This is a genomic window from Cyanobacteriota bacterium (genome assembly GCA_025054735.1).
Lineage (GTDB): Bacteria > Cyanobacteriota > Cyanobacteriia > SKYG9 > SKYG9 > SKYG9.
Window position 1 is genome coordinate 1 of record JANWZG010000056.1, and the last position, 2,093, is coordinate 2,093.

General features: G+C 52.7%; 2 protein-coding genes. One reads left to right on the forward strand and one right to left on the reverse strand.

The genetic code is table 11. The features are described from left to right. On the reverse strand, nucleotides 1-1,523 hold a 1,523-nt coding region (locus NZ772_04405), incomplete at its 3' end, for a transglycosylase domain-containing protein (protein ID MCS6812799.1). 164 nt (nucleotides 1,524-1,687) lie between these two features. Between NZ772_04405 and NZ772_04410 the strand changes: the two genes are divergently transcribed. Beyond that, a partial coding sequence (locus tag NZ772_04410) for a GTPase ObgE (GenBank protein MCS6812800.1) occupies nucleotides 1,688-2,093 on the forward strand: 406 nt, incomplete at its 3' end.

Genomic DNA, 2,093 nt, shown 5'->3' on the forward strand with positions numbered 1-2,093 from the left:
AAGGTGGAGCCAGGTTGTCGTAGGGCTTGGGCAGCACGATTAAATTGACTTTTCTGGTAGTCTACACCACCAACCATGGCTAAGATTTCGCCAGTTTTGGCATCTAGGGTGACGATCGCTCCCTGCTCAATCCCTGTTGAGGCTCCAATTTCGGCGATCGTCTGCTTGAGCGCCTTGTCAGCTTCAGCCTGCATCTTCAAATCTAGGCTGGTTTCAATGATCAGGTTTCCCTGCTGGGCCAAGTAGGGCGATTTAGACTGTAGCTCCGAGTAGATGTAGTCGTAAAAGTAGGGGGCTAGGCTGCGTTCCTGTTGTAGGGCTTCCCTCGCCTTCGGTGACACCTGGATGATAGTCAACAGCCCTTGACGGGCTTCTTCGCTGCTGATCATGCGTAGGTCTGCCATGCGATTAATCACCCGGTTACGCAATCCCTCAGCAGTTTTTAAGTCTCGAATCGGGTTGAAGTTGTTGGGTGCTGGGAGCATTCCCACCAGGGTGGCAGCTTCTGAAAGGGTTAGTTGCTGGGCAGGTTTGTCGAAGTAAAACCGGGCAGCATCCTCGAAGCCATAGTTGCCACTACCTAGATACACCCGGTTGAGATAGGTGAGCAAAATGGTGTCTTTGCCATAGACCATTTCTAGTTTGAGGGCAACGATCGCCTCTCGAATTTTGCGCCGGATAGAGTCATCTGTGCCCACATGATCTCTGAATATGCTGCGTGCCACCTGCTGGGTGATGGTACTAGCCCCCTCCCGTTGCACCCCAACTAGGGTAAAGAACGCAGCACGAGCAATTCCCAGTGGGTCGATGCCCAAATGCCAGTAATACCGAGAATCTTCGGAAGCAACAACTGCTTTTGGCAAATAGCGAGAGAAATCAGACAGGCGGGGTAAGTCTCGATGGGTATCAGCCCTGACAGTGTTTAGAGGTTGGCCATCACGGGCATAGACAACGACCGGCCCCGGTGCAGGAACGCGCTTAAGGTCAACAGGAGTACTGATCCACTCTAGAGCCAGGTATAGTGCAACAACAGCAAATAGGCCAGTAAGGCTATACAAACTAACTCGGAGAGCGCGCACATGGGGCGGGGGAGGGTTGTAGTATTGCAGTTGCACTGCGTCGGCTAGGTCAGGCGGCCCTAGGGTCAGTACATCGTTATGATAAAGAGTGGCCTTGCGGATGCGACGCTTGCCTTGGTAAATGCCATTAGTGGAGTTTTCGTCCCGAATAACAAAGCGGGACTGTTGGTGACGATCGCAGGTCAGTGAGCCATGCACCTGACTAACAATGCTGCTGTTAATTTGAATGTCGCATTTGGAACTGCGCCCAAACACGTAGCGATCGCCCACGAGGGGATAGGATTTTGCCTCTGGGCTATTGGGTTCTCGCACCAACAGCTTGGCAACCTTGGCATCGGGTCGCAGTCGCAACTTAGAGAAATCAATCCGGGATTGCACCCGCTTGACGACTTGCGTCATCTGCCCTAGCAGGGTTTTGGGTGGTGTTGGCGTTGGCGAGGTCATAGAATCATGAGCAGGTAGCGACGGCAGATGGATACACAACCCACCTGGTAAATTCTAGATCGCTTATTCTGGAAACAAGGCATAAATTTTTCGGTGCTCCTAACAACCGAGGTGGATTGTCAACCCTACTAAATCCAGCCGTTACCGATTAGCGTCATAGAACCATGCAATTTATTGATCAAGCAGAGATTTCTGTCCAGGCAGGCAAGGGCGGCGATGGACTCGTGGCCTTCCGGCGAGAAAAGTATGTACCTGCTGGTGGCCCTGCGGGGGGCAATGGGGGCAAAGGCGGCGACGTTATCCTTAGGGCAGTACCCAATTTGCAAACCCTGTTGGATTTTCGCTACGTGCACCTGTTCAAAGCTGCGGACGGACAGCGAGGCGGCCCCAACAACCGCACAGGAGCATCTGGAGACGATCGCATTATTGATGTGCCCTGTGGCACAGTGGTCTACGATGCTGAAACCGACGAACTGTTGGGCGATCTGGTCACCGCTAACCAGACCCTATGTGTTGCCAGGGGTGGAAAAGGTGGTCTAGGCAACAAACACTTTTTAAGCAATCAAAACC